A 22,540-nucleotide genomic window follows, 5' to 3' on the forward strand; every position below is an offset into this window, starting at 1 on the left:
CAAGGCTCTACCCCAGGATCCTCGCAATTGACGCCATCTTCCTCGGATAGCCGGTTTCCATGAATTCAGCAGAATCGATTCCTCAATCACCATTGGCGGGCGAACAATCCAAAATGAAGCCCAAAATAAAAAAAGACCTTGCCGAGCAGTTGGCTCCCAAGATCATTGATATGGCTAGAGCCAGGTCGATGCGCGCCGGTGATCCACTGCGCGAGGAGTCTTTTGCCAAGGAGTTGGGGGTTTCCCGTTCGCCCATCCGCCGAGGTTTCGCTTTGCTGGCTGAGTTGGGGCTCGCCACCAAGGAACCGAATCGGGGCTATTTTCTGACGACGGATGCGCGAGGAATCGACAGCCGGAAGCTCCCCTGGAAGTCGACCCATTCGAAGACTTTTACTTGCGAGTGGTCGACGATGTACTTCGCGGCGATATCCCGACGACGTTTTTTGAAGCCGAGCTGATGCGCAAGTACGAGGTGCCGAGAGGGCAGCTCATGAAGGTCCTGAATCGACTGGCCAATGAAGCGATGATTGAGCGCAAGCCAGGGCAGGGGTGGGAGATCAACAGCTTCCTGCATGACTCCAAGGCGCATATCCAGAGTTACCGTTTTCGAATGGCGATCGAGCCTGCCGCCGTATTGGAGCCAGGCTACGAGGTGGACAAGGTAGCGTTTGCAAAGGCCCGGGAGGTCCAGCAAAAGATGTTGGATGGCGATATTTTCAGCCTTTCGCGATCGCAGCTTTTCCAAGTGGGCGCGCAGCTTCATGAACTGGTGGTCCGTTGCTCTGGCAATGCTTTTTTTCTCGAAGCTATTCGCCGGCAAAACCAGCTGCGTCGATTCATGGCCTACAAGGCCAACGTCGATCGACCTCGGTTGATCAACCAGTGCAAGGAACACATCCATCTACTGGACCTCATTGAAAGTGGGCAGCGAGAAGCTGCCGCGGAGTTTCTGCGCAATCACCTCGATGTCGTCGGCCGGCAAAAAACCGACAAAGAGGCCAAGGATGAGCTGGAGCACCAGCGCAGCCTTGAGGTCTCGGTTGTCAGTTAGCGCGCGGCTCGTTCAGTAGCACCACGCCGTCATCGTCGCCGTATAACTGATCGCCATCTGCGATGGCGTGCCCGGCGAACTCCACCGTGACTGCAATCTGCCCCTCGTTACGCTTGACAGTCTTACGCGGCGAGGTGCCCAGCGCCTTGATGGCGATTGGCATAGTGCGCAGGGCCGCTTTATCCCGGATGTAACCGTAGATCAGAACGCCGGCCCAACCGTTTTTCACCAGGTCTTCTGCGATCACATCGCCGAACAGCGCGTAGCGATCACTCCCCCCGCCATCGACAACCAGCACCCTGCCATGGCCCGGCAGACTGCTTATCTCCTTGATGCTGGAATTGTCTTCAAAGCACTTGAGGGTGAAGGCGCGGCCTTCGAAGTCATTCTTAGCGCCAAAGTCGCTGAAAATTGGGGCCAGGACGCGAATGGTGTCCGGGTACTGATCGCACAGGTCAGATGTTTTGACAGTCATGGGCTGAGTCTCTTGATTCCGGGTAGAGGGTGGTCGTGGGCACAAAGGTTGCACAATCTGAATATTCATGCAATAAAATGCAATCTTGCGAAGGCGAAAACGATACTGCCGGACAGGTCGTGATGAACGGCAGCGATCATTTAGGGACTTCGCTTCGCCAATATTGTACTTTGTATTTACGGTATACATAAATCGAGGCGGTGCCTGACGCACCGGCTCCAGAAAATCAGCTCAACAATAAGCAAGGGGTGTTCGATGCGTATTTTGGTTCTTCCTGGTGATGGTATTGGTCCGGAAATCGTTGAGTCGTCGATGTCGGTCCTGCGAGCCGCCAACAAAAAAATTCGATCTGGGCCTGGCGTTCGATTACGACGACGTTGGTTTCACCAGCCTTGAAAAATACGGCACCACCTTGCGTGAAGAAGTGCTGGAAAAGGCCAAGGGCTACGAGGGCATCATTCTGGGTACTCAGTCCCACGCCGATTATCCGGTGCCGGAGAAGGGCGGTCGTAACGTCTCCGCCGGCTTCCGTATCGGCCTGGACCTGTACGCCAACGTGCGTCCTGCGCGTACCCGTCCGTTCCTGACTTCAAACATGAAGGAAGGCAAGACGATGGACCTGGTGATCATGCGCGAAGCGACGGAAGGCTTTTACCCGGACCGCAACATGAGCCGAGGTTGGGGCGAAGTGATGCCGACCCCGGACATGGCCCTGTCGACGCGCAAGATCACTCGTCATTGCAGCGACCGCATCGCTCGCCGTGCCTTTGAACTGGCCATGAAGCGTGGCAAGAAGGTCACCGCCATCCACAAGGCCAACAGCTTCCACATGACCGACGGCCTGTTCCTGGAGTGCGTGCGTAACGTGGCCAAGGACTTCCCTGAAGTCGAGCTGGACGACCTGTTGGTCGATGCCTCGACGGCACACCTGGTGCGTAACCCCGAGCGTTTTGACGTGCTGGTGGCGACGAACTTCTACGGCGACATCATCAGCGACCTGGCGAGCGAGTTGTCCGGCAGCCTGGGGCTGGCCGGTTCGATGATGGCTAGCGACATTCATTGCTGCGCCCAGGCCCAACATGGTTCTGCGCCTGACATCGCCGGCCAGGACAAAGCCAACCCGGTGTCGATGATTCTTTCGGTGGGCATGTTGCTGCAATGGATGGGTGAACATCATGACAGCCATGCCTTGATCGATGCGGGCCTGGCAATGGACAAGGCGGTCGACGCGGTGCTGAAGAACCCAGAGCAACGTACCGCGGACCTGGGTGGTTCGTTCGGCACCAAGGCGTTTGGCGAAGCGGTCGCCAAGGTCATCCTGGGCTGATCGGCTCGGGCGGCATGCCGGTCATGCCGCCCGTTGTCCGGAGTGTTGCGCGGTTAAAACAAGAGAATGCCTGTTCTTCCTTGAGGTAACCAAGGGAGGGGCGCGAGGAGAGAACAGTGAGTCACTTACTACTCGGTTGCATCGCAGACGATTTTACGGGCGGTACTGACTTGGCCAGTACGCTTGTCAGGGGTGGGATGCGAACGCTGCAAGTGATCGGAGTGCCCGAGGGGCCCTTGCCGGATGACATTGATGCGGTGGTGATTGCTCTGAAAAGCCGCACCATCAGTCCCGAAGAGGCTGTCGCTCAGTCGCTCGACGCGCTGGAGTGGCTGCGCGCGACGGGCTGCCAACAATTTGTTTTCAAGTATTGCTCGACGTTTGATTCGACCTCCCGGGGCAATATCGGTCCTGTCGCCGACGCCCTCGCCAATGCCTTGGGTGTTGTCTTTGCGGTAGCCTGTCCTGCATTTCCGGAAAACAAACGCACGATCTTTAACGGCCACTTGTTCGTTGGCGAGCAGTTGCTGAGCGAATCCGGCATGCGCAATCATCCGTTGACGCCCATGACCGACTCCAATCTGGTTCGAGTGCTGCAACAGCAGACGCGCAAGCCAGTAGGACTCGTTGCGCATTCGGTCGTGAACAAAGGTGCACAAGCCATTTCAACGGCCTTCAAAAACCTTGCGGCCCAGGGCCAGGGCTATGCCATCGTCGATGCGATCGACGATGAGGATCTGTATGCGATCGGCGAGGCTGTTGCGGACCATAAACTGGTTACCGGTGGCTCCGGCGTGGCGCTGGGTCTACCCGACAATTTTCGTCGTACAGGTTTGCTCGGAGACGGTGCGGCCGCCTCGGCGCTGCCCGCCATCCAAGGTCTGGGCGCTGTTGTTTCCGGCAGTTGTTCAGTGGCGACCAACAGTCAGGTCGCACACTGGCAAAAAAAACATCCAAGTTTCTCACTCGACCCACTGCTCTTGGCCAATGGTCACGATCAAGTCGCTGAAGCACTTGAGTGGGCCAAGGACCTGGTTCAAAAGGGCCCTGTCTTGATCTACGGAAGCGCAGAGCCAGAGACTGTCAAACTCGCCCAGCAAAAGCTTGGTGTGGAAGCCGCGGGTCAACTCATGGAAGACGCCCTGTCCGCGGTTGCGGTTGGCCTGTACGAAATGGGTGTACGCAAACTGGTGGTGGCCGGTGGCGAAACGTCCGGTGCGGTGGTCAAGGCTCTCCAGGTCAAGGCGCTGAGAATCGGCGCAACGATTGACCCGGGTGTGCCATGGACACTCGGCTTGCGGGATGACCTGGTTGCTCTGGCGCTGAAATCCGGAAATTTTGGTACCGTCGATTTCTTCGAGAAGGCGTTGGCCTGCGCGCCGTGATTTGCCCAGCCAGGGCGCCCTCCAGGCCCGCATATTTTTGTATTTGGCTTGAAGGAGGGCGCTGACAATCAGCGCCTGCAGCCTTGCCTGCTCTTCTTTGCTATTGGATATACGCCTTCACCCAAGACAATAAAAATAAGGATAAAGAAGTGCTCAGACCTTCCAATCGTCGTCAATTCATAAAAAATCTCGGCAGGCTGGGCGGGTTGGGATTCGCCGCGACCCATATGGCTTACAGCTTTGCCGATGAAGCCTTTCCTTTCAGTAGTGGCACCCAGTCGCCTCGCCTGCGCGTCCCTCCACTCGCCTGTGACTGCCATCATCACATCTATGATCGGGCGTTCCCTTACTACGATGATCGAAATCTTCCAAGCGCAAGCGTGGAAGACTATCGACGTATTCAGGCGCGGCTGGGACTGACCCGCAGCGTTGTGATTCAGCCATCGTCCTACGCTACTGACAATCGTTGCATGCTGGCCGCGTTAGCCAAGCTTGGCCGGCAGTCACGGGGCGTCGCGGTCGTGGATGACAAGGTCAAGGTCAGTGAGTTGCGTCGCCTGCATGAGCTCGGTGTTCGAGCGATACGGTTCAACCTTGGAACGGGAAGCGCCACCACCGTCGAGATGATTGAGCCCCTGGCAAAACTCATCGCAGACCTGGGCTGGCATGTGGAGATCCACACGCGACCAGACGAATTAATCCAGTTGGAGGCGTTGCTGTCTCGCTTGCCTGTGCAAATCGCGTTCGATCATTTCGGCCGAATCCCTTTGGAGAACTGGAGCGATCATCCCGTGTTCAAAATGATTGCTCGACTGGTTGATCGGGATCAGGCGTGGGTAAAAGTCTCAGGTGCCTATCAGGACTCGGTACTGGGTGGCCCCGATTACGATGATGTCAAAAGCTTGGCCAGGGAAATGATTGCATTGGCGCCAGAACGTGTGGTCTGGGGGACCGATTGGCCGCATCCGAGCCTGCAGTCGAAGAAAAAGCCGATGCCCGATGACGCGTCGATGTTTGATTTGTTGCAAGTGTGGGCACAGAGCGATGCCATGGTCGAAAAAATTCTCGTCGATAACCCGGCCAAGCTCTACGGTTTTTGATAGGGGGGCTCAAGCAGAAGGGGCGCCTGGCGCCCCTTTTTGCTTGTCCAAGATTCAGGAATGCGTGGTCACCCCATCGGCTTCCGTGTGGTTTGGCGAGGCCGGAATAGGATATGACTGCGATTCGACCTCCGGTTCTGGCTCGACGTATTCGCCCCGCAGGACCTGATTCATGCGCTCTGTATCCAGCGCACCCTCCCATTTCGAGATCACGATCCCGGCCACGGCATTGCCAATGATCGATGTGACGGCTCGCGCTTCGCCCATGAATCGATCGATACCTACGAGCAACGCAATGGCGCTGAGTGGCAGCACGTGGACACTCGCCAGGGTTGCCGCCAAAGCGACAAAGCCACTGCCAGGAACGCCGCTCATGCCCTTGGATGTGAACAGCCCGATGGCCAGTACGGTCAGCTCCTGGGAAAGCGTAAGTGGCGTGTTGGTCGCCTGGGCGATAAAGATCACGGACATGGTCAGGTAAATACACACACCATCCAGGTTGAAGGCGTACCCGGTTGGTACGACGAGGCCTACCACGCTTTTCTCACAGCCCAGCTTCTCCAGTTTTTGCAGCAGCCCCGGCAATGCCGGCTCCGCACTGGCGGTTCCCAGGGTGATCAGCAGTTCGGTTTTCAGGTAGCCCAGAAAAGCGAAGATGTTCACGCCACACACTTTCAGAATGAGTCCCAGAATCCCGAAGATGAACACGATGCAGGTTGTGTAGAACGCCATCATCAGATAGCCGAGCGTCGCCAGGCTGCCGATTCCATACTTGCCAACGGTGAATGCGATAGCACCGAAAGCACCGATGGGCGCGAATTTCATCAGGTAGCCGATGATGGAGAATAGCGTGATCAACCCTTGGTCGATCACATCCACGAAAGTGGCCACTCGTTTTCCGCCTTGCGCCAATGCCACGCCAAAGAGAACGGCGAGGAACACGACGGGCAGGATTTCACCATTCACGAAGGCGCCCATGACCGAGTCTGGAATGATGTGCAGGAAAAATTCGCGCAGTGACTGCTCACTGGCAATCTTTGCGTAGCCCGCCACCGCCGACATATCCAGGCTCTTGGGATCGATGTTCATGCCGGCACCTGGCTGCATCAGGTGGGCGATGAGCAGGCCGATAACGAGTGCCGCGGTGGTCACGATCTCGAAATATAGCAGTGCCTTGGCGCCCACCCGGCCAACCGAGCGGATGTCACCCATTCTGGCGATGCCCACCACCACCGTAGCGAATACGACTGGCGCGACGACCATCTTGATCAATTTGATGAAGACATCCCCCAGCACCTTCATTTCCACGGCCGCTTTGGCATCAAAAAGCGCAAAAAGGGTTCCGAGGATGACCCCGAGCAGGACTTGGATGTAGAGGGGTTTTAGCGGGCGTAGTAGCGCGAATTTCACGGGAAAACTCCTGACGTCTGGAGCCGAAAAGCTCCTAATTGTTGTTGTCGGCCGACACAGGAAAAGCATTCCCTGGTGTGGCGAGCGTCGTGTGAGCGAATTTAAATTGCCTCTTGATGCAACAAAAGACAATTCTTTTTGCCAAGACAAGATGAAAGGAAGAATTTTGAACGGAGATGAGATGAAAAGGTTGAGTAAATTGAATATTAATGCAATAAAATGCAATCTTGCGAAGGCGAAAACGATACTGCCGGACAGGTCGTGATGAACGGCAGCGATCATTTAGGGACTTCGCTTCGCCAATATTGTACTTTGTATTTACGATATACATAAATCGAGGCGGTGCCTGACGCACCGGCTCCAGAAAATCAGCTCAACAATAAGCAAGGGGTGTTCGATGCGTATTTTGGTTCTTCCTGGTGATGGTATTGGTCCGGAAATCGTTGAGTCGTCGATGTCGGTCCTGCGAGCCGCCAACAAAAAATTCGATCTGGGCCTGGCGTTCGATTACGACGACGTTGGTTTCACCAGCCTTGAAAAATACGGCACCACCTTGCGTGAAGAAGTGCTGGAAAAGGCCAAGGGCTACGAGGGCATCATTCTGGGTACTCAGTCCCACGCCGATTATCCGGTGCCGGAGAAGGGCGGTCGTAACGTCTCCGCCGGCTTCCGTATCGGCCTGGACCTGTACGCCAACGTGCGTCCTGCGCGTACCCGTCCGTTCCTGACTTCAAACATGAAGGAAGGCAAGACGATGGACCTGGTGATCATGCGCGAAGCGACGGAAGGCTTTTACCCGGACCGCAACATGAGCCGAGGTTGGGGCGAAGTGATGCCGACCCCGGACATGGCCCTGTCGACGCGCAAGATCACTCGTCATTGCAGCGACCGCATCGCTCGCCGTGCCTTTGAACTGGCCATGAAGCGTGGCAAGAAGGTCACCGCCATCCACAAGGCCAACAGCTTCCACATGACCGACGGCCTGTTCCTGGAGTGCGTGCGTAACGTGGCCAAGGACTTCCCTGAAGTCGAGCTGGACGACCTGTTGGTCGATGCCTCGACGGCACACCTGGTGCGTAACCCCGAGCGTTTTGACGTGCTGGTGGCGACGAACTTCTACGGCGACATCATCAGCGACCTGGCGAGCGAGTTGTCCGGCAGCCTGGGGCTGGCCGGTTCGATGATGGCTAGCGACATTCATTGCTGCGCCCAGGCCCAACATGGTTCTGCGCCTGACATCGCCGGCCAGGACAAAGCCAACCCGGTGTCGATGATTCTTTCGGTGGGCATGTTGCTGCAATGGATGGGTGAACATCATGACAGCCATGCCTTGATCGATGCGGGCCTGGCAATGGACAAGGCGGTCGACGCGGTGCTGAAGAACCCAGAGCAACGTACCGCGGACCTGGGTGGTTCGTTCGGCACCAAGGCGTTTGGCGAAGCGGTCGCCAAGGTCATCCTGGGCTGATCGGCTCGGGCGGCATGCCGGTCATGCCGCCCGTTGTCCGGAGTGTTGCGCGATTAATAACAAGAAAGCATCGGGGACATTCAAATTGTTAGATGAGTTCGAGAAGGCAGTGGTCCATGCGCCATGATCTGCTCAGCCTGGAGATTTTCATGGCAGTGGCGGAGCAGCGAAACCTGACAAAGGCCTCGCAACTCTGTCATCTGGCGACGTCCGCGGTCAGTAAACGAATCAGCGAGCTTGAAGAGAAAGTAGGTTCGCCCCTGTTCATTCGTTACCCCCGTGGCATGGAGCTGACGCCCGCAGGGCAGTCGCTGCGTCATTACGCGCTGCAGGTCAATGAAACCCTGCAGAAGATGGATCAGGAGCTGAGTGAATACGGCGCCGGTATCAAAGGCCATGTGCGCTTGCATGCCATCACCTCCGCGTTGGCGCAACAGTTGAGCCTGGACATCGGCTCGTTCCTGGAAACCTATCCCGACATCAAGTTCGACATCGAGGAGCGCGTCGGCGCGGCCATTGTGCGAGCCGTTTCAGATGGGCGGGCGGATGTCGGTTTCATCGCCGAACAGACATCCTCCCTGGACTTGGAAACACTGCCCTATCGCACGGATGAATTGGTGATCGCGGTTGCCGAACATCATCCGCTGGCGGGGCAGGCGCACGCCCGTTTCGAGCAGGCGTTGCACTATGAGTTCATCGGCCCTCACCTGGAAAGTTCGGTCCACCGGCTGTTGACTGAACAAGCCGAGTCGTTGGGCAAAACGGTCAGGCAGCGCGTTCGCGTTTCCAGTTTTGAATGCATGTGCAGGATAGTTTCGACCAACCTGGGCATCTGCATATTGCCCCGTGATGTGTTGCGCCCGTATCTACGGCCCTTTCATTTGCAGGCGGTCACGCTTGCCGAGCCCTGGGCCAAACGTCAGTTGCAAATCGTCGCTCGTCGATTTGAAGGCCTACCCCCTACTGCCCGTGCGTTCGTTGCGCACTTGACCGCGTGACAGGCGCGGTGAAAGCGTCTGTTCGCCCTGCGAGGTGAGTTCATGTTTATTTATGTCGGCTGTCGTACCACTCGTGAAAGAAATGCTCGCGGTAACGGTATCAATGTTTACAGCATGGATGCCCAGACGGGATGCCTGAGCCATGTGCAACTGGTGGATGGATTGGTAAACCCGTCTTTTCTGGCCATCAGTGAGCAACAGGATTTTCTCTACTGCGTCCATGGCGATACGGACCAGGCCAGTGCCTTCAGGATCAATCCCGATGGCACATTGAGTTATCTCAATAGCCAGAATACCCACGGCCACAATCCGGCTCATCTGGCGATTTCGCCGGACGGTGATTTTCTCGTGGTGAGCAATCACTACAGTGGTTCGGTCGTTGTTCTACCGATCCTTGCCTCGGGCGAGCTGGGTGAACGCTGTGATCAAGTGTCGACTGTCGGGCCGATCGGACCCCATCGAGTGGAGCAGAAGAATCCGAAACCGCATTTCAACCCATTTGATCCCAGTGGAAAGTTTGTGCTCGTTCCGGATAAAGGGTTGGATCGGATTTTCACTTATCGATTCGATTCGTCACTTGGTAGGCTGCTGCCGGCGGACTGTCCTTTCGTCGCCACGCGAAAAGGGGCGGGGCCGCGTCATGTCGCTTTTCATCCTGGGCTGCCGATTGTCTACTCGGTCAATGAGCTGGACTCCACGGTCGCGATCTATCACTTCGACGGCAAAAGCGGCGAGCTTAAACCGCAGCAGGTGATTTCTGCGCTGCCCGAGTCCTTTACTGGCGACAGCACCGCTGCAGAGATTGAAGTCGATGCAACAGGTCGTTTCCTGTACGCCTCGAACAGGGGCAGCGACACCATCGCGCTCTTCAACATCAACCCGCAAACGGGTTGGCTGACATTCAAGTCGGCGACGCCGACGGAAGGTCGGACGCCACGATTCTTTGCGTTGTCACCCGACGGGCGCTTCTTGTACGCCGCCAATGAGGACAGCGATACGATCGTGGTTTTCAGGGTTGACCCAACGACTGGGGAGTTGGCCATGACGGGAGAGGTGATCGAGACAGGCAGTCCGGTGTGCATGATCTTCGGTGGCCCGAGGGCATGAAGGCGTTCTTCGCCTCGATGCGATCGTGGTGGGCGACACCCGTGGTTGGCGTTGCCGGTGCTCTGGTCGCCAGCTATCTCGACTGGCCGCTGCCGTGGATCATCGGGTCGATGTTGGCGGTGATCCTGGTGCGTTGCCTGGGCTGGCGCGTGGGGGAAATTCCCTATGGGCGCCTGACCGGACAATGGATGATTGCGACCTCCATCGGTTTGCACTTCACGCCTGTGGTACTGGAGCAGATCCTGGGGCATTTCGCGATGATGCTGTTCGCGGCGTTTCTGACCCTGTTCCTCGCACTGCTCGGTATCGAGTTCATGCGGCGTCGGGGCATGGACCTGACAACCGCATTTTTTGCGTTCATGCCGGCCAATTTTTCAGAAATGATTCAGTCCGGGATCAGGCACAAGGCCAACGTCAGTCAGATCGCCGCGGCTCACAGCGTACGCCTGGTGTTGATCGTACTGTGTGTCCCGCCCGCGATGTTTTTTACCGCGAAAATCTCTCCGGCGGCGGTGCATGCCCGTTTGCCGAGTGATTGGTATTGGCTCCTTCCGCTGCTGGTAGGTGGAGCGCTGACGGCGATGATCTGGAAACGCTACAAGTTGCCTAATCCATGGATGTTTGGTCCGATGGCTTTGTGCGCCCTTTTCACCGCCAGTTTCAACCTGCAAACGGCACTACCCGTGCAGCTCAGTCATTACGGTCAGCTAATGATCGGCTGCGCTCTCGGTGGCTATTTTGATCGTCAATTCTTCCGGGCCTCACCGACCTTCCTGCTCAAGGTGTCGCTGTTCACCCTGGCGATGATCGGCTGCACACTGATGCTGGCTCTTGGCATCGGGTATTGGCTCGGCTTTCCGGTGATGACGCTGGCATTGGGCATGATGCCGGGCAGCAGTACGGAGATGTACCTGACTGCCGAGGCCCTGAATCTGGGAGTCGGTATTGTCATGGCGATGCAGATCATGCGGCTGGTGGTGGTGATGCTGTGTGCCGAGCCAGTGCATAAAGCGTGGTTGAAACGCCTTCGTCGTGGAGTGAGGTAGCGGCGTTTCAACTGACCATGGGTGAAGTGTCAATGGCCCTGCAAGGGAGCAACCGTGACATCGCTCTGACCGCTGTCGGCGAGTGCCTTGCGGACGAAACCGTTGGCTTTCTGTTCTTCCAGAAACGCCCTGACGTAGGCCGCAGCTGCGACGCATTGCACGGGAACGCCCATCGCTTGGCGAATCGAGGTGAAGTATCCCTCCAGCACGCGCAACCCGCTGTTGGCTTCGGCAACCTTGAGCAGTGGCTGACGTACACCCGCTGCTGCATCCAGACCCTCGTTCAGAAATAGGTCCACCGCGCCTGCGGAGGTCGGCGCACGGACGAGCGATGCATGTTGCTGGGTTCGGCTCAGGTACAAGTCGTAAGCCGCGCCCTGGCCGACGGCGATCCGCACGCCGGGTTGATCCAGATCTTCCATCTTGTGGAACGGCGAGTCGCTCTTGACCAGATAGGTGCCCTCGATGATTACGTATGGCTCACTGAAGGCGACCTGGGCTTCGCGCACCGGCTCGATAGCCAGGAACGCGATGTTCCATTGCTGCTGCGCCAAGGCCGCGAACACCTTGCCCGCGGCGTCATACGTGATGAACTCGACCGGAACACCCAGTTGTCTACCCAGCTCCACAGCCAGGCTTACGGAAACCCCTTGAGGCTGTCCTGTTTCGGTATTGCGCTGCGCAAGCACCGGGTTGCCAAAATTGATGGCGGCTCTGAGTACGCCAGTCGGGGCGAGATCGTTCAGGGCTTCTGCGCTAGGGGTGGGCTTACAGGGTTCTCCAGGGAAGGTGTCATCGGCCCGAGAGTAGGGCAGTGCGCCGCGCCTGACAATTTCAGGCTCATCAAGCCAGCGTTCTCCATTGACGAACGCTGGCTTGCCCAACGCTCAATTTTACTCAGGCCGGCCATTGGTTAGGCTGGGGCCAATTGAACGACCTCTTCGCGTCGTTCGTTCATGCTCTCAATCAGTGAATGACCCATCCATGATTTCAGCCGTCGATGCACGTTATTTAAACCATCTTCAAGTGGGTGACATTCGTTACGCCTACGTGGATCTGCACAAAATACTGAGCCGAGACGAACTCTCACGCTTGCCCTATTCGATTCGCATCCTGCTGGAGAATGTGGCGCGTTGCTCGCCGGCGGCGCTGGACGGGGTCATCGCCTGCATACGGGACGGCGCGCCCGCCTGCGAAGTGCCGTTCTATCCCAACAGGTTAATGTTCCACGACACCACCTGTCTGCCGGCGCTGGCCGATTTCGCCGGCATGCGGGACATGGTGGCTGAAATGGGCGGCGCGCCGCAAACGATGAACCCGATGATTCCGGCGGTGCTGGTCATCGATCATTCCGTGATCGTCGAGCGCTATGCCGAGCCGGATGCCGTCGAAAAGAACCTGGACATCGATTATCGGCGAAACACCGAGCGTTACGAATTCATCAAGTGGGCGCAAAAGAGCCTGACGAATTTCAAGGTCGTGCCACCGGGTACCGGGATCATCCACCAAGTCAATATGGAGTCACTGGCCACCGTGGTCTGGGAAAGCCGGACCACCGATGGCCAGCCGCTGCTGCATCCTGACGACATCGTCGCAACCGACAGCCACACGCCCATGATCAACGCCATTGGCGTGCTGGGCTGGGGCGTGGGGGAGCTGGAGGGGCAGGCAGCCATGCTGGGCGAGCCGGTGCCGATCAGTTTTCCTGAAACCGTCGGCATCCGCTTGAGCAATGAACTGCGACCCGGAGTAACCGCCACCGACCTGGCTTTGCGCATCACCCAGATACTGCGTGCCAAAGGCGTAGTGGGGAAATTCGTCGAGTTCTGCGGTCCTGGGTTGTCGAGACTCGGCTGGGCGGCACGAGGCACATTGTCGAACATGGCTCCTGAATACGGTGCCACGGTGGTGTTCTTCCCGTTCGACGACAGCACGATGCAATACATGCACCTGACCGGGCGCAGCGAGGACACCATCGCGCGCATCCAAGCCTACCTTGAAGCACAAGGTCTATGGCGACACGACTCACTGCCCGAGCCGCACTTCGATGACGTGATCGAGCTGGATCTTGCGGTCATCGAGCCCAGTGTCGCCGGGCCGCATCAGCCACATCAGTGGCGCAAACTGTCGGATGCCGCACCCTCTTTCCGGCAAGACATCCTGGGGGAGCGTGAGGGCGTAATTGCCCGCTCCTCGGACCATGAGGCCGAGTACTTCGAGCCTTCGTTTGGCCAGGCGTTGACCCATGGCGCCATTTCTCTGGCCGCGATCACCAGTTGCACCAACACCGCCAACCCGAGCCAGATGATCCAGGCCGGATTGCTGGCTCGCAACGCCCAACGGCGTGGTTTGCGCAGCAAGCCTTGGGTCAAGACCTCGTTGTCGCCGGGCTCGCGGGTGGTGGCTGATTACCTGGAGCAAGCGGGCTTGCTGGGCGATTTCTCGGCCCTGGGTTTTGAACTGGCCGGGTTCGGCTGCATGACCTGCATCGGTAACTCAGGTAGCCTCGAAGAGCACATGGAGCGCTTTTCCGATCATGGGCTCAAGACCGTGGTGGTGTTGTCCGGTAATCGCAACTTCGAGGGACGGGTCAATCCGCGCGTGCAGGTCGGTTACCTGGCTTCGCCGGCGCTGGTCGTTGCCTACGCCTTGGCTGGCACGATCAACATGGATATCCAGAACGAGCCGTTGGGGCAAGATGCGGCGGGCAATGATGTTTATCTGCATGAGCTGATGCCGACCGAAGAGCAGATCCATGCACTGGTCAGGCAGACCGTTCGCCCTGAGCTGTTCCGCAAGCGCAATGCGATGCTGTGGGACGGCACTCACCACTGGCAGGCGCTGTCGGCCAGCGGAAGTGTGCAATTCCCGTGGGCACCGAATTCAACTTATTTGCGTCGACCTGTTTATCTGCAAAACGTCAAACCCCAGGCTAGCGCCGAGCTGTTGATTCAAGGCGCGCGGCTGTTGATGGTGTTGGGTGATAACGTCACCACCGACCACATCTCGCCGGCCAGTGCGATTCCACTCGAAAGCCAGGCCGGGCAGTGGCTGATTGAACGCGGCGAAAACCCCGAGGACCTCAATCAGTACTCGACTCGCCGCAGCAATCACGAGGTGATGATGCGCGGTGCGTTCGTCAATCGGGCAGTGAGGAATCAGCTGCTGGAGCGACAACCGGGGGAGGGGGGATTCGCCCTGGCCTACGACGGTTCTGTTCAACGGGTCTACGACGCGGCGCTGAGCTATGTCGCCAAGGAGGTCCCACTGGTGATCATTGCCGGTTTCAACTATGGCGCGGGCTCCAGCCGTGATTGGGCTGCCAAGGCGCAGGCCACGCTGGGCGTCAAAGCCGTCATCGCGCAAAGTTTTGAGCGTATCCATCGCAGCAACCTGATCGGCATGGGTATCTTGCCCATTACCTTTGCAGCGGGGGGCAATGTCGCGAGCTTGCAACTGAGGGGCGATGAGTCACTTGACTTCGGCGGTCTGGATGCACTGCGGGTGGGCGCCAATCCGGTGACCCTGACGATCAATCGCGCTGACGGTGGGCAGGCGTCGGTGTCGTTGATTCTGCAACTGGATTCCCAGCAGGAAACCCTCTACTTGAGGGAGGGCGGTATTTTGCCGTACGTCGTGCGTAAGGTCGTGGCCGAGGCGGTTTAAACCAAAAAAGCGGTCTTTGAACTTCAGTGTTCAAAGACCGCTTTGGGGGCTACCACTTGACAGCGAACACCTGGCGCAACTCTTCAATTGCGTTTTCACCCAGCGGTGCAGGTTTGGGATCGTTCATCATCCAGAGCTTTGCCGTTTCCTCCAGCTCTTCCAGGGCGAAACTCGCCTTGGAGACAGAGCTTTCCCAAACCACCGGGCCCAGGCGCTCCAACATGACCCCGCGGACCTTGTTGGCCAGTTGCGCCATTTGCGCCGCCACCTCGGGTGAACCGGGGCGCTGGTAGGCAATCAATGGGATGTGACCGACCTTCATGACTTGGTAAGGCGTCAATGGCGGCAGGATATCGTCGTTGTTCCACACCCCGGCGAGCGTCAGTGCTACGAGCGAGGTCGAATGGGTGTGAACCACGCCGTTGACTTCAGGGTTTCGGTCGTACACCTGGCGATGCAATTCGAGGGTTTTCGACGGTTTGCTGCCCGACACCCAAGTACCGTCCCGGCTGACTTTGGCGATCTCCTCTGGCCGCAGTCTTCCCAGGCACGCATCAGTGGGGGTGATCAACCAGCCATCCTCCAGGCGCGCACTGATGTTCCCCGCGCTGCCTACGGTGTAGCCGCGTTCGTAGAGGCTTTTTCCAACGGCGCAGATTTCTTCACGTAGCTGTTCTTCGTTACTCAACGTGTGATCTCCTCGATAAGTGATGTGAGGCCAGTGCCGAGGCCTGAAAGTGAAGAGGGCGTTGCGGCGGACTCCGATCGTAGTTTCAGGATCGGCGATTTATGGGCAAAAGAGCCGCTCAGGTGCTGTTTCATCAAATGCGCGGCTTCCAGGTTATGGCCCTGTTCCACCAGCTCGATCATCCGAATGTGTTCGGCGCATTGCTTGTAGAGGCGCTTGCGGTCGATCATCGAGCGGTATTCGATCAGCCGCCGCATGTTGTTCATCTGCACCAGGATCATGTGATAAAGCGGGTTGCCGGAGAGCTTGATGAATTCCTCGTGGAAACGAATACCGTTTTTGAGGAGTACATCTGCCGGCAGGTTATCGATGCCGCCGTTGATCATGTCCTGCTGCTCTTTTTTCAAGCGCTGGAGCTTGACCAGATCGTGCAGGTAAGTCGGTTCTAGGAGTGCCGCGGGCTCGATTAGCGAGCGCACCTTATAAATCTGTTCAAGGGTTTCCGGGGTCTTCGCCACATCCAGGAAGCGCCAGCCATAACCTGGTTTAGGCTCAGCCCATCCGACCTTAGCCGCGCGATTGAGGATGTCGATGACCTGGGCTTTGGTCAGGTTGTAGCGAGTACGCAGGAATTGCTCCGTGACCTCACTCGGGATCGCATTGTTCAGCCAGTCTTCCGAAAGTTGGTAATACTCGTCGGGCTCTTCAAGAGGCAGCACCTCGTCATGGATCTGCGTGGGGTCTTGCACCGACTCCAGCACAAAGAATCCGCGATTGGGCAACTGCTCAAGAGCACCTTGCTCCGAAAGCGAGACCAAGGCTTCCCGGGCGGGAGAGCGCGAGACATTGAACTCATCGGCGACTTTTTGTGCGCTGAGATGAGCGCCCGGCGCTAGCTCGCCGGTCTGGATCTTCTGCCGGATCTCGGCAGCGATTCGTTGTACTAGGGCGCTTGAGGCCATAACTGTTATCACTTACGCAATGGGTGGCGACAGAACACAATCCGGGTCAGGATTGTGAGATCAGATGCTGCATGGCTCCGATTCGATCAGGTTTTATCGCGTATGACTACTTTTTAGCATGGCATTGTGCAAAAAATTGCACGTATCTGATTCACATTTTGAAGTGCTGCACCATGGCATTCAGCTCCAGAGCCAGCAGGCCAAGGGATTGAGAAGCGCTTGTGGTTTGTTGCGAGCCGGTCGCTGACTGAACGGAGAGGTCACGTATATTGAGCAGGTTTCGGTCCACCGAGCGTGCCACGTGGGCCTGTTCTTCGGTAGCCGTGGTGATCATCAGGTTTCGTTGGTTGATGTCATCGTTGGCGGCCACGATTTCTGCCAGCGCACTTTGGGTAGATTGGGCCAGCGACAGCGTAAGTCGGGTGTTTTCACTGCTGCTGAGCATGGTCGACACGGCGGTATCCGTTCCGCTCTGGATACCGCTGATCATGGCTTCGATTTCTCGGGTGGACTGTGCGGTGCGGTGCGCCAGCGCGCGGACCTCGTCGGCGACTACCGCGAAACCACGTCCGGCGTCACCCGCCCGTGCTGCCTCGATGGCAGCGTTTAGCGCCAACAGGTTGGTTTGTTCGGCGATCGTGCGAATCACGTCCAACACTTTCCCAATGCCCTGTGCCTGTTGCGCCAGGCCTTCCACTTGGCTGGAGCTCAATTGCACGTCTCGGGTAAGCGTTTCGATTGCCCCCAAGGTTTCAACCATGCGCTGTTGGCCTCGAAGAGCAATGTCCCGGGACGCCACCGACAGCTCTGAAGTGGACTGCGCGTTGCGTGCTACTTCCTCAATGGCGGCAGTCATTTCATTGACCGCCGTGGCTGCCTGTTCGATTTCTGCGTGTTGCTGCTGAATATCCTGGCCTGACGCCGCGGTGACGGTGTTCAGCTGGGCAGTGGCGCTGGTCAGCTGTTTCGATGAGCCGGAGATCCGACCCAGGGTTTGGATCAGGTTGTCCTGCATGGTCGCCAGGGATTCGAGCAGACGGGAGGTTTCGTCATTTCCAGTCGGTTGAATGGTTTTGCTTAGATCCCCCTCGGCAATCGTCCTGGCCGCTCTTACCGCTACATTGAGCGGTGCAGTGATGCTGCGGGTCAGCAGCCATGCCACCAGGATTGTGCCAATGCCGACCAGGATGATAACCAGCACGACTCCCCTGACGGCGCTTTGATAAGCATCGACCGAGTGATTGCCAGCAGCTTCCGCGCCTTGGTTCGAGCGTTCGATCAGGTCGTCGAAGTTTTTCGTCATCTGGTCGTACGAGTCCCTGATGCTCATCAAAAATTCCCTGGCCCCGGTCTTATCTCCTTGACGAGAAAGCTTGAGCAATTCGAGGTGATTTTTTGCATAAACCTCAAGGCTGGCGTTGAAGGCGTTCAAGCGATCTTTTTCTTCGTCGCTGACCAGCAGTTGTCCGTAGCGTTGCATCTGCTCACGGACTTGTTGCAGGCGCCCCGCGGTCTTTTCCTCGTAGGACTGCATATCTTTTTCGCTGACTGAAAGGATGTGCTGCATCGACCCCATGCGGTAGCGGTTCAACGCCGCATTCGCCGCTCCCAGCGCCCGAACCCGCTGGAGCCAATTGTCTTTGATCTGGATCGATTGGTCCTGCACCTCGTCAATCTGTCGCAGGGCGAATACCCCTAGCGCGACGCTCAGCGCGGCAATGATGACGAACCCGAGGATCATTCGACCGGCGATTGAGAGATGTCTTGGCATCATGAGTGGTGTCCCTTCATTAGAGTGGCGTAGTCCGAGTCTTGACCGGAAACGTGTGTTTGTATGGGGCAAAATAATATTGCATTTTTATGCGTCAATATGCCAATATTTTTTGGCTGCCTTCTGAGGCGACTGAATCTGCAAACTTTGCTTTTGGTCAGAGAATATTGGGGGATCTCTCCATTAGAGACCAAGCGTGGGTTGCCGTCAGCGCTCATGGCTTTTTCAGTAGATTGAATATTTACGTTCAAATATTCATCGGGCAAACCCGGATTTTCTTTAGCCGTTCAATAATAAAACCTTGTTCGAGGAAGCATCTGTCATGCAGCGCAGAACCAAAATCGTGGCCACCTTGGGGCCAGCAACCGAGTCGGTCGAAGCTATAGAGGGGCTGGTGAAGGCGGGCGTGGATGTCGTGCGTCTGAATTTCTCTCATGGCAAAGCCGAAGATCATATTGCTCGTGCCCGGTTGGTACGGGAGCTGGCGGCCAAGCACGGACGGTTCGTGGCGGTCCTGGCTGATCTGCAAGGTCCGAAAATTCGAATTGCGCGTTTCGCGCAAGCCAAGGTCGTTCTCGAAAAGGGCCAGCAGTTCATTCTCGACGCTTCCCTGGACAAGGATGCTGGCGACCAGCAACGTGTTGGAATCGACTACGAGGCCCTGATTACAGATAGCCGGCCAGGTGACATTTTGTTGCTTGATGATGGGCGAATCGAGCTCAAGGTCCTGGCGGTCGAGGCGCCGCAATTGATTTGTGCAGTCCTGGTCAGTGGGCCTCTCTCCAACAACAAGGGGATCAACCGCAAAGGTGGCGGGCTTTCCGCATCGGCGCTGACCGAGAAGGATTTCGCCGATATCAAGACTGCTGCACAGATGCAAGTGGACTACCTGGCCGTGTCGTTCCCACGGGATGCTTCGGACATGGAACAAGCGCGTCGATTGCTGCATGAGGCGGGAGGCCAGGCAGGCCTGATCGCCAAGATCGAGCGCGCCGAAACCGTCAATGACCTGCGTGTTCTGGATGCGATCATCGAAGCGTCGGAAGGGGTGATGGTCGCCCGTGGCGATTTGGGCGTGGAGATCGGCGATGCCGAATTGGTGGCGGTACAGAAACTGATTATCGAGCGCGCCCGCACGTTGAATCGGGTTGTGATCACGGCGACGCAAATGATGGAGTCGATGATCACTCAGTCGATGCCGACTCGCGCCGAGGTGTTTGACGTTGCCAATGCGGTGCTCGATGGTACCGACGCGGTGATGCTCTCTGCGGAAACCGCTGCCGGGGCCTATCCGATCGAGACGGTCGAGGCCATGCATCGGATCATCATAGGTGCCGAAAAACACCCGCAATCCCATCGTTCCAAGCACCGTGTCGATCAGGTGTTCCACAAGATCGACGAATCCATCGCCATGTCGGCGATGTATGCGGCGAACCACCTGCATGGTGTCAAAGCCATTATCTGCATGACCGAAAGCGGTGATACCCCACGTTTGATGTCGCGTATCCGCTCACACCTGCCCATTTTTGCATTCTCTCGCAACCTGGCTACCCAGAACCGGGTCACGCTTTTTCGTGGTGTCACCACCATCCCGTTCGACAGTGATGAGTACGCCCCAGAGTTGGTGAATGAAAAGGCCGTGGAGCAATTGACCCGGCGCGGAGTGGTCAAGGCTGGCGATCACGTACTGATTACCAAGGGCGACCACGCCAACGCCCAGGGTGGCACCAACTCCCTTCGCGTCGTATGCGTTGGTGAAACCATTCGCTGAGTGAGGAGACGTTGATGAGTGCGATCAATTCACCGGACCACGACGAGGCGCATAACCGTGCTCGCGACGTTTGGTCTAGAGACTTCGATTTTCGTGAGCAGTATGCGGAACAGCAGGAACTGCTGAGGTCGCAGAACAACACCACGCCAGCTGCGAACCATCCGAATGGGGAAAAGATGCTTAGTAAAAATAGCTTGATCCAACACATCGCTGCCCGGGAAATACTGGACTCGCGGGGGAACCCGACCGTCGAAGCGGTGGTGACCCTCAACAACGGAGTCAGTGCTACTGCCAGCGTCCCCTCTGGTGCCTCGACCGGTTCACGGGAAGCGCTCGAGCTGCGGGATAACGCATTGCGCTACATGGGCAAAGGGGTCATGCGAGCGGTCGAGAATGTGAACAATCCGATTCGCGAGTGCCTCATTGGATTGGATGCCTTGAACCAGCGCGAAATCGACAACGCCATGATCGCCCTGGATGGCACGGAGAGTAAGAGCATCCTGGGCGCCAACGCGATTCTTCCCGTATCATTGTCAACGGCCAAAGCCGCCGCCCAGGTCCAGAACATTCCCTTGTATGAACATCTGGCGGCGTTATACGGCTCGCCAGGCCGGTTCAGCATGCCGGTGCCCATGATGAACATCATCAACGGTGGCGAGCATGCCGATAACAACATCGATATTCAGGAGTTCATGATTCAGCCCGTCGGTGCTGCGTCGTTCCGTGAAGGGCTGCGCATGGGCGCCGAGGTCTTCAATGCCTTGAAAAAGGTTCTGTCGGAGCGAGGCTTGAGCACCGCGGTGGGGGATGAAGGGGCTTTGCCCCTTCGTTGGCTTCCAACGAAGAAGCGTTGATTGTTATCAAAGATGCGGTCAGTCGAGCGGGTTACGAGTTGGGCAAGGACATTACCTTGGCACTCGATTGTGCTGCCTCCGAGTTCTATGAAGACGGTCACTACGTGCTCGCGGGTGAAGACCAGTCATTTGATTCGGCGGGGTTCGCCGATTACCTGGCCATGCTGTGCGACAGGTACCCGATCATTTCCATTGAAGACGGGATGGACGAGAGTGATTGGGACGGTTGGGCTGGCTTGTCCCGGAAACTTGGGCATCTGCAACTGGTGGGGGACGATCTGTTCGTCACCAACACCCGGATCCTGCGAGAGGGCATTCAGAAAGGCATCGGCAATTCCATCCTGATCAAGTTCAACCAGATCGGAACGCTAAGCGAGACGCTGGACGCGATTCGCATGGCTCAGGATGCGGGGTACACCGCCGTGATCTCCCATCGTTCAGGGGAAACCGAAGACACCACGATTGCCGATCTCGCGGTCGCCACTTGCGCCGGGCAGATCAAGACGGGTTCGCTCAGCCGATCCGACCGGGTTGGAAAGTACAACCGTCTGCTGCGCATCGAAGAGGCGCTGCAGGGGCGTGCGCCGTACAACACCTCCGATCTTTTGCAAAGGAAAGCCTGAGCCATGTCGACCTCTGCGAACAAGAAGAAACTGGTCATCGGTAACTGGAAGATGAATGGCAGTAGCGCCGCCAGCGCGGCCTTGCTACGGGGGCTGTTGCCGGTGATTTCGAGTTTCGAACGTGTCGAAATCGCGCTTTGCCCGCCGTATCCCTATCTCGCTACCGTCGCGGATCTGCTCGATGATTCGGACGTTGTACTGGGCGCCCAGAACCTCAGTACTGAGCTGTCAGGTGCTCACACGGGGGAGGTCAGCGGCTCCATGCTTGGCGATATTGGCTGTCGCTTCGTGTTGGTCGGACACTCCGAGCGTCGGGCGCTGTATGGCGAAGATGATGCCTGTGTGGCGAAGAAATTTGCTACGGCTTTGCAGGCCGGGCTCATTCCGGTCCTGTGTGTTGGCGAGACCCTTGCCCAGCGCCAGAGCGGCGAAACGCAAACCGTCGTCACCACTCAGTTGCATGCCGTACTCAAGGCCGTGGGCATTGATGAATTGGCCAAAGGCGTGATTGCCTATGAGCCGGTGTGGGCCATAGGCACGGGCGAAACGGCGACACCTGAACAGGCGCAAGCGGTGCATCGCCACATCCGGCAATGGTTGGCTGACCATGACTGTGTAGCCGCCGATTGCAGGATTTTGTACGGCGGAAGTGTGAAGGCCGACAATGCAGAGCGATTGTTCAATCAGCCAGACATAGACGGCGGCTTGATCGGCGGTGCATCCCTGGACGCGATGTTCTTCGCTGCCATCTGCGAGGCAGCCCAGGCCAAGCCGACGATCTGATCGTTGCGCCCTATGAATTCTTTTGAATGTGTAGACGCGGGGGCTCGGATCGATC

General features: G+C 57.4%; 16 protein-coding genes and 3 pseudogenes. 13 read left to right on the forward strand and 6 right to left on the reverse strand.

Annotated elements, in window-relative coordinates; translation table 11 throughout:
* Positions 1-113: 113 nt before the first annotated feature.
* Positions 114-1,051, forward strand: a pseudogene (locus LRS56_06285) (GntR family transcriptional regulator).
* Here LRS56_06285 and rraA read toward each other — a convergent pair.
* On the reverse strand, positions 1,044-1,526 hold the full coding sequence (gene rraA, locus LRS56_06290; GenBank protein ID WDU64112.1) for a ribonuclease E activity regulator RraA: 483 nt from the start codon (positions 1,524-1,526) through the stop codon (positions 1,044-1,046). The pseudogene LRS56_06285 and the gene rraA overlap by 8 nt on opposite strands.
* Before the next feature lie 255 nt (positions 1,527-1,781).
* Here rraA and LRS56_06295 point away from each other — a divergent pair.
* From LRS56_06295 to LRS56_06310, 4 genes and pseudogenes are all read left to right on the forward strand, one after another.
* Positions 1,782-1,828: pseudogene (locus tag LRS56_06295) on the forward strand (hypothetical protein).
* On the forward strand, positions 1,828-2,853 hold the full coding sequence (locus LRS56_06300; protein WDU64113.1) for an isocitrate/isopropylmalate dehydrogenase family protein: 1,026 nt from the start codon (positions 1,828-1,830) through the stop codon (positions 2,851-2,853). The pseudogene LRS56_06295 and the gene LRS56_06300 overlap by 1 nt, the downstream one beginning before the upstream one ends.
* Positions 2,854-2,969: 116 nt before the next feature.
* On the forward strand, positions 2,970-4,238 hold the full coding sequence (locus tag LRS56_06305; protein ID WDU64114.1) for a four-carbon acid sugar kinase family protein: 1,269 nt from the start codon (positions 2,970-2,972) through the stop codon (positions 4,236-4,238).
* 149 nt (positions 4,239-4,387) lie between these two features.
* Positions 4,388-5,338, forward strand: coding sequence for an amidohydrolase family protein (locus LRS56_06310; protein ID WDU64115.1), 951 nt, complete (start codon positions 4,388-4,390; stop codon positions 5,336-5,338).
* A gap of 54 nt (positions 5,339-5,392) precedes the next feature.
* Here LRS56_06310 and dctA read toward each other — a convergent pair whose 3' ends face one another.
* Positions 5,393-6,748 (reverse strand): C4-dicarboxylate transporter DctA, encoded by a 1,356-nt coding sequence (dctA, locus tag LRS56_06315; GenBank protein WDU64116.1) that lies wholly within the window; start codon positions 6,746-6,748, stop codon positions 5,393-5,395.
* A gap of 397 nt (positions 6,749-7,145) precedes the next feature.
* Here dctA and LRS56_06320 point away from each other — a divergent pair, with 397 nt between their 5' ends.
* From LRS56_06320 to LRS56_06335, 4 genes are all read left to right on the forward strand, one after another.
* The gene (locus LRS56_06320) at positions 7,146-8,216 is read left to right on the forward strand and encodes an isocitrate/isopropylmalate dehydrogenase family protein (protein ID WDU64117.1); all 1,071 of its coding nucleotides are present in this window, start codon (positions 7,146-7,148) and stop codon (positions 8,214-8,216) included.
* A 116-nt stretch (positions 8,217-8,332) separates the two neighbouring features.
* Positions 8,333-9,214 (forward strand): LysR family transcriptional regulator, encoded by an 882-nt coding sequence (locus LRS56_06325; GenBank protein WDU64118.1) that lies wholly within the window; start codon positions 8,333-8,335, stop codon positions 9,212-9,214.
* Between the two features lie 42 nt (positions 9,215-9,256).
* A complete protein-coding gene (locus LRS56_06330) occupies positions 9,257-10,321 on the forward strand; it encodes a lactonase family protein (protein WDU64119.1) in 1,065 nt (354 codons plus the stop codon).
* Positions 10,318-11,367, forward strand: coding sequence for an AbrB family transcriptional regulator (locus tag LRS56_06335; GenBank protein ID WDU64120.1), 1,050 nt, complete (start codon positions 10,318-10,320; stop codon positions 11,365-11,367). Before LRS56_06330 ends, LRS56_06335 begins: the two co-directional genes overlap by 4 nt.
* Positions 11,368-11,396: 29 nt before the next feature.
* On the opposite strand, the gene LRS56_06340 is transcribed toward LRS56_06335, so the two are convergent.
* Positions 11,397-12,113 carry an ABC transporter substrate-binding protein gene (locus tag LRS56_06340; protein WDU65700.1) on the reverse strand — a complete coding sequence of 239 codons (717 nt, stop codon included), beginning with the start codon at positions 12,111-12,113 and terminating at the stop codon, positions 11,397-11,399.
* A 238-nt stretch (positions 12,114-12,351) separates the two neighbouring features.
* On the opposite strand from LRS56_06340, the gene acnA reads away from it, so the two are divergent.
* Positions 12,352-15,033: an aconitate hydratase AcnA gene (acnA, locus tag LRS56_06345; protein WDU64121.1), complete on the forward strand. Its 2,682-nt coding sequence runs from the start codon at positions 12,352-12,354 to the stop codon at positions 15,031-15,033.
* A 49-nt stretch (positions 15,034-15,082) separates the two neighbouring features.
* Here acnA and LRS56_06350 read toward each other — a convergent pair whose 3' ends face one another.
* The 3 genes from LRS56_06350 to LRS56_06360 form a co-directional block, all read right to left on the reverse strand.
* Positions 15,083-15,721: an aldolase gene (locus tag LRS56_06350; GenBank protein ID WDU64122.1), complete on the reverse strand. Its 639-nt coding sequence runs from the start codon at positions 15,719-15,721 to the stop codon at positions 15,083-15,085.
* Positions 15,718-16,683, reverse strand: a complete 966-nt coding sequence (locus tag LRS56_06355; GenBank protein ID WDU64123.1) for a GntR family transcriptional regulator — start codon at positions 16,681-16,683, stop codon at positions 15,718-15,720. Before LRS56_06355 ends, LRS56_06350 begins: the two co-directional genes overlap by 4 nt.
* 151 nt (positions 16,684-16,834) lie before the next feature.
* Positions 16,835-18,457 (reverse strand): methyl-accepting chemotaxis protein, encoded by a 1,623-nt coding sequence (locus LRS56_06360; GenBank protein ID WDU64124.1) that lies wholly within the window; start codon positions 18,455-18,457, stop codon positions 16,835-16,837.
* Between the two features lie 319 nt (positions 18,458-18,776).
* On the opposite strand from LRS56_06360, the gene pyk reads away from it, so the two are divergent.
* The 3 genes and pseudogenes from pyk (at position 18,777) to tpiA (ending at position 22,485) form a co-directional block, all read left to right on the forward strand.
* Positions 18,777-20,225 (forward strand): pyruvate kinase, encoded by a 1,449-nt coding sequence (pyk, locus tag LRS56_06365; protein WDU64125.1) that lies wholly within the window; start codon positions 18,777-18,779, stop codon positions 20,223-20,225.
* A gap of 176 nt (positions 20,226-20,401) precedes the next feature.
* A pseudogene (eno, locus tag LRS56_06370) lies at positions 20,402-21,702 on the forward strand (phosphopyruvate hydratase).
* A 3-nt stretch (positions 21,703-21,705) separates the two neighbouring features.
* Positions 21,706-22,485 carry a triose-phosphate isomerase gene (gene tpiA, locus LRS56_06375; GenBank protein WDU64126.1) on the forward strand — a complete coding sequence of 260 codons (780 nt, stop codon included), beginning with the start codon at positions 21,706-21,708 and terminating at the stop codon, positions 22,483-22,485.
* Positions 22,486-22,540: the final 55 nt, after the last annotated feature.

Origin of the sequence: Pseudomonas poae, assembly GCA_028869255.1 — a bacterium.
In the GTDB taxonomy this organism is placed as follows: Bacteria; Pseudomonadota; Gammaproteobacteria; order Pseudomonadales; family Pseudomonadaceae; genus Aquipseudomonas; species Aquipseudomonas poae_C.

Excerpts from the sequence above, each read along its gene's own strand:
- rraA (WDU64112.1), bottom strand. The coding sequence starts at position 1,526 with ATGACTGTCAAAACATCTGACCTGTGCGATCAGTACCCGGACACCATT.
- LRS56_06320 (WDU64117.1), top strand. The coding sequence starts at position 7,146 with ATGCGTATTTTGGTTCTTCCTGGTGATGGTATTGGTCCGGAAATCGTT.
- LRS56_06325 (WDU64118.1), top strand. The coding sequence starts at position 8,333 with ATGCGCCATGATCTGCTCAGCCTGGAGATTTTCATGGCAGTGGCGGAG.
- LRS56_06330 (WDU64119.1), top strand. The coding sequence starts at position 9,257 with ATGTTTATTTATGTCGGCTGTCGTACCACTCGTGAAAGAAATGCTCGC.
- LRS56_06335 (WDU64120.1), top strand. The coding sequence starts at position 10,318 with ATGAAGGCGTTCTTCGCCTCGATGCGATCGTGGTGGGCGACACCCGTG.
- acnA (WDU64121.1), top strand. The coding sequence starts at position 12,352 with ATGATTTCAGCCGTCGATGCACGTTATTTAAACCATCTTCAAGTGGGT.
- LRS56_06355 (WDU64123.1), bottom strand. The coding sequence starts at position 16,683 with ATGGCCTCAAGCGCCCTAGTACAACGAATCGCTGCCGAGATCCGGCAG.
- LRS56_06360 (WDU64124.1), bottom strand. The coding sequence starts at position 18,457 with ATGATGCCAAGACATCTCTCAATCGCCGGTCGAATGATCCTCGGGTTC.
- pyk (WDU64125.1), top strand. The coding sequence starts at position 18,777 with ATGCAGCGCAGAACCAAAATCGTGGCCACCTTGGGGCCAGCAACCGAG.
- tpiA (WDU64126.1), top strand. The coding sequence starts at position 21,706 with ATGTCGACCTCTGCGAACAAGAAGAAACTGGTCATCGGTAACTGGAAG.